General features: G+C 68.5%; 5 protein-coding genes. 1 reads left to right on the plus strand and 4 read right to left on the minus strand.

Going from position 1 to position 5002, the window contains the following annotated elements; genetic code table 11:
• Nucleotides 1-134: 134 nt before the first annotated feature.
• The gene (glnA, locus tag ACFV6I_RS01370; protein WP_063347323.1) at nt 135-1547 is read right to left on the minus strand and encodes a type I glutamate--ammonia ligase; all 1413 of its coding nucleotides are present in this window, start codon (nt 1545-1547) and stop codon (nt 135-137) included.
• 263 nt (nt 1548-1810) lie between these two features.
• Here glnA and ACFV6I_RS01375 point away from each other — a divergent pair, with 263 nt between their 5' ends.
• On the plus strand, nt 1811-2278 hold the full coding sequence (locus tag ACFV6I_RS01375; protein ID WP_350885262.1) for an RDD family protein: 468 nt from the start codon (nt 1811-1813) through the stop codon (nt 2276-2278).
• Between the two features lie 137 nt (nt 2279-2415).
• On the opposite strand, the gene ACFV6I_RS01380 is transcribed toward ACFV6I_RS01375, so the two are convergent.
• The 3 genes from ACFV6I_RS01380 to lipA all read right to left on the minus strand — a co-directional run bounded on the left by ACFV6I_RS01380 (nt 2416) and on the right by lipA (nt 4691).
• A complete protein-coding gene (locus ACFV6I_RS01380) occupies nt 2416-3105 on the minus strand; it encodes a DUF4191 domain-containing protein (protein ID WP_063347321.1) in 690 nt (229 codons plus the stop codon).
• Nucleotides 3106-3315: 210 nt separating this feature from the next.
• Nucleotides 3316-3495, minus strand: a complete 180-nt coding sequence (locus ACFV6I_RS01385; protein WP_063351061.1) for a hypothetical protein — start codon at nt 3493-3495, stop codon at nt 3316-3318.
• Nucleotides 3496-3737: 242 nt separating this feature from the next.
• Nucleotides 3738-4691 carry a lipoyl synthase gene (gene lipA, locus ACFV6I_RS01390; RefSeq protein WP_063347320.1) on the minus strand — a complete coding sequence of 318 codons (954 nt, stop codon included), beginning with the start codon at nt 4689-4691 and terminating at the stop codon, nt 3738-3740.
• Between the last annotated feature and the right edge of the window lie 311 nt (nt 4692-5002).

Genomic DNA, 5002 nt, shown 5'->3' on the forward strand with positions numbered 1-5002 from the left:
TAACACCCCCCACATTGCTTGAGCGTGGCTTCTCTTTTTTTTAAGATCGAAGGGACTCCCCGTTTCAAATACTTGGTTTGACGGAGTGTAAACGATGAGAGGTCGAACTGCGTTTCCGCAGGTCGGAGGAGCTTCTACAGGTCGTAGTACAGCTCGAACTCGTGGGGGTGGGGGCGGAGGGCGATGGGGGCGATCTCGTTGGTGCGCTTGAAGTCGATCCAGGTCTCGATCAGGTCCGGGGTGAAGACGTTGCCGGCGAGCAGGTACTCGTGGTCGGCTTCCAGGGCGTCGAGGACGGCCGGGAGGGAGGCGGGCACCTGCGGGACGTTGGCGTGTTCCTCGGGGGCGAGCTCGTAGAGGTCCTTGTCGACCGGCTCCAGCGGCTCGATCTTGTTGCGGATGCCGTCGAGGCCGGCCATCAGCATGGCGGCGAAGGCCAGGTACGGGTTGGAGGAGGGGTCGGGCGCGCGGAACTCGATGCGCTTGGCCTTGGCGTTGGAGCCGGTGATCGGGATGCGGATCGCGGCCGAGCGGTTGCGCTGGGAGTAGACGAGGTTGACCGGCGCCTCGAAGCCCGGGACCAGGCGGTGGTAGGAGTTCACCGACGGGTTGGTGAAGGCCAGCAGCGAGGGGGCGTGCCGGAGCAGGCCGCCGATGTAGTAGCGGGCGGTGTCGGAGAGGCCGGCGTAGCCCTGCTCGTCGTAGAAGAGCGGCGAGCCCTCGGTCCACAGCGACTGGTGGACGTGCATGCCCGAGCCGTTGTCGCCGAAGATCGGCTTGGGCATGAAGGTGGCCGTCTTGCCGTTGCGCCAGGCGACGTTCTTGATGATGTATTTGAACAGCATCAGGTCGTCGGCGGCGTGCAGCAGGGTGTTGAACTTGTAGTTGATCTCGGCCTGGCCGGCCGTGCCGACCTCGTGGTGCTGGCGCTCGACTTCGAGGCCGGACTTGGCCAGTTCGAGCGACATCTCGGCCCGCAGGTCGGCGAAGTGGTCCACCGGCGGGGTGGGGAAGTAGCCGCCCTTGTACTTGACCTTGTAGCCGCGGACGTCGCCCTCGGCGGCGCCGGAGTTCCAGGCGCCGGCCTCCGAGTCGATGTGGTAGAAGGACGCGTTGGCGCTGGTCTCGAAGCGGACCGAGTCGAAGACGTAGAACTCGGCCTCGGGCCCGAAGAACGCGGTGTCGGCGATGCCGGAGGAGGCGAGGTAGGCCTCGGCCTTCTTGGCGACGTTGCGCGGGTCGCGGCTGTAGGCCTCGCCGGTGACCGGGTCCTGGATGAAGAAGTTGATGTTGAGGTGCTTCTCGACCCGGAAGGGGTCGAGACGAGCCGTGGCGAGGTCCGGGACCAGGGCCATGTCGGACTCGTGGATGGCCTGGAAGCCGCGGATCGACGAGCCGTCGAACATCAGGATCTCGGACGGGTCGAAGGTCGCCGCAGGTACGGAGAAGTGCTGCATGACGCCAGGCAGATCGCAGAAGCGGACATCGACGAACTTCACGTCGTTGTCCTGAATGAACTGCTTCACTTCGGCGGCGTTGTTGAACATCCATCCTCCTCGGCGTGCGAATGGGGCTCACCCTAGGAACGGGCCGTTTCCGGCCGGTGACCCGGTCGTTTCATAAATGTTAACCACGCCCGCCGATCGGGTGGCAAAGATGTACGGGACGGGGCAAAACGCACCGCCGTCAGGCTCGGCTCTCCATAAGTGGTCTGGACCACTTGGAAAGCTCCGGCGGCACGATTCACCCGCCCGTGGCGTTCGGGGGAGCCGGTGGCGGCGCGGACGGGTCGCCCGGTTAGTGTGGATTCGTGGACACCAGAGAAGCGTTGGGATCGTGGATCGACGGCCCGAAGGCGGCCGCCGAGAAGATGGGAGCCGACTTCGGCTTCCGCGGCGAGCGCCTCGGCCTGCCCAAGGAGGGCCCCGGCTCGATCGCGGGCCCGGGCCGCCGGATCGGCGCCCTGTTCGTGGACGGCTGGCTGGTCGCCCTGATCGCCTACGGGCTGATCGGCAAGGGCAGCCCGGCCGAGGCGAACCTGTGGACCAGCCCGCTCTACTTCCTGGTCGCGGCGGTGCTGCTCGCCACCACCGGGACGACCGTCGGCAAGCGGCTGTTCGGCCTCCGGGTGATCCGCCTGGACGGCGGCCGTGCGACCATCCCGCAGGTGCTGCTGCGCACCCTGCTGCTCTGCCTGGTGGTGCCGCCGCTGGTCTGGGACCGCGACACCCGCGGTCTGCACGACAAGGCGGTCGGCACCGTCGAGGTCCGGATCTAGTCCGGATCTGTCGAGGTCCGGATCTAGTCCGGAACCCAGCCTGGATCCAGGGCCGGACGGCCTTGCCGCACAACACTGAACGGCCCCGCTGCGGGATCTCCGCGGCGGGGCCGTTCAGTGTTGTGGTCGGGGGAGCGTCAGCGGGCCTGGCCGCCCTTGGGCATCCGGGCACCCTTGGGCATCGGGCCCTTGGGGATCGGCGCCTTGGAGAGCAGGTCGCCCAGGGCGCGCAGACGGTCGTTGGTCTCGGTGACCTGGGACGCGGTGATGGCGCGGGGCAGTCGCATCAGGTGGATCTGCAGCTTCTTGAGCGGGATCTCGCCCTCGCCGGTACCCACCACGATGTCGTGCACCGGCACGTCGCCGACGACCCGGGCCATCTTCTTCTTCTCGGAGGCCAGCAGCTGGCGCACCCGGTTCGGGTTGCCTTCGCCGATCAGCGCGATTCCGGCCCGGCCCACCGCGCGGTAGACCGCGTCCTGGTTGCGGGTGACCGCGACCGGGGTGGAGTTGGAGCTCCAGCCGCGTCGGATGTTGTTCAGCACCGCCGCAACGGCGCCCGGCTGCCCCTCCATCTGTCCGAACGCCGCGCGCTCGGCCCGGCGCCCGAAGACGATCGCCATGGCCAGGAAGGCCACGATGAAGCCCAGGATGCCCAGGTAGATCGGGTGGTCGATTGCGAAGCCGATGGCGAGGAACACGCCGAAGGTCAGCAGGCCGACGCCGGCGATGATCAGGCCGATCTTGGTGTCGACCTTCTTGGTCATGGTGTAAGCCAGGCGGATCTGCTTCAGTCGCCCGGGGTTCTCGGATGTTTCCCTCGCCATAACGCTCATGGTACGTGGCACGGGTACGGGATATCCAAGCCCGGGTACCCGTTCGCCTCGATCCGTGACTCGTGTGCCCTGTGCCGTCGCACACAGCGACCGTCGGCCGCGGCGAACGGCCCCCGGCGCGGCCGCGTCGAGAACGTCACCGTCGAGAACCGCTGGGAACCGCTGAGAACCATCGAGAACCGCTGAGAACCGTCGAGGACGTCACCGTCGTGGCGGTGACGTCGTCGCCGCCCGCGCGTCGTGTCGGCGGTCCGCCGCGTACCGGCGGTTCTCGCAGACCGCCGCCCAGGCGTTGCGCCGGGCCTGCTGCTGGCCACCCGCCAGCAGGACGCTCTCGGCGAGCCGCAGCGCGACCCCCACCGACCGGATGCGCATCCGCATGCCGAACAGCTCCCCTCGTGGCTGAGAAGAATCGAACGATCGCAACGAGTCCATCGTCACCATCCCGTGTTACCAGGCGGTGACCAGGCAGTCAAAGTGCGGTGAAACCGAAAGGGCGGAGCCGAGGCTCCGCCCTTCGCTCGCGCACCGGATGGCTCAAAAGCACCGGATCAGCAGGATCATCAGAATCTGCTGGCTCAATCAGCCCGGCCGACCCAGCCGACCCAGCCGACTCGGCCGGATCAGACCGCGGCCTGCGCGCGCCGCTCCAGCGCCTGCCGGTACAGCCGCCCGGCCCGGTAGGAGGAGCGCACCAGCGGGCCCGACATGACCCCGGCGAAGCCCAGCTCCTCGGCCTCCTGCTGGAGCTCGACGAACTCGTGCGGCTTGACCCAGCGCTCCACCGGGTGGTGGCGCAGCGAGGGGCGCAGGTACTGGGTGATGGTGATCAGCTCGCAGCCGGCGCCGACGAGGTCGGCCAGCGCCTGGCTGACCTCCTCGCGGGTCTCGCCCATGCCGAGGATCAGGTTTGACTTGGTCACCAGCCCGGCCGCGCGGGCCTGGGTGATGACGTCGAGCGAGCGCTCGTAGCGGAAGGCCGGGCGGATCCGCTTGAAGATCCGCGGCACCGTCTCGACGTTGTGCGCGAGCACCTCGGGGCGGGAGGAGAAGACCTCGGCCAGCTGCTCGGGCACCGCGTTGAAGTCGGGGATCAGCAGCTCGACGCCGGTGCGGCCGCTCTCGCGGTCGGCGGTCAGCGCGTGCACCTGGCGCACGGTCTCGGCGTACAGCCAGGCGCCGCCGTCCGGCAGGTCGTCGCGGGCGACGCCGGTGATGGTGGCGTAGTTGAGGTCCATCGTGACGATGGACTCGGCGACCCGGCGCGGCTCGTCCCGGTCGAACTCGGCGGGCTTGCCGGTGTCGATCTGGCAGAAGTCGCAGCGGCGGGTGCACTGGTCGCCGCCGATGAGGAAGGTCGCCTCGCGGTCCTCCCAGCACTCGAAGATGTTGGGGCAGCCGGCTTCCTGGCAGACGGTGTGCAGCCCCTCCTTCTTCACCAGCGACTGGAGGGCGTTGTACTCCGGCCCCATCTTCGCGCGGGTCTTGATCCACTCGGGCTTCCGCTCGATGGGGGTCTCGCTGTTGCGGACCTCCAGGCGGAGCAGCTTCCTGCCGTCGGGCGCGACAGCGGACACGTGCGACTCCTAGAACTAGACGGGGTACCCCCAGGGTACGCCTGTGGTTGTAAGGCCTTCGCGCGGCCTGTTGCCCCGCAATCGCAGGGCAACAGCGCTACTGGCCGGTAGATTCCCGGGGGGCAATCCGGAGTGGGGCCCGGGGAAGAGCCCGGGCGAGGACCCGGGCCCGGGTCAGCGGGTGAGCGCGGGTTCGGGCAGCTCGGCGAACACGTCCGCCAGGTGCCGCTCGACCACCGGCAGCGCCTCGCCGACGGTTAAAACGCGCCCCACCGCGCCGGCCAGCGCGGGGAGCCAGGCGTCCCCGAAGC

Source organism: Kitasatospora sp. NPDC059803 (assembly GCF_042732255.1).
In the GTDB taxonomy this organism is placed as follows: Bacteria; Actinomycetota; Actinomycetes; order Streptomycetales; family Streptomycetaceae; genus Kitasatospora.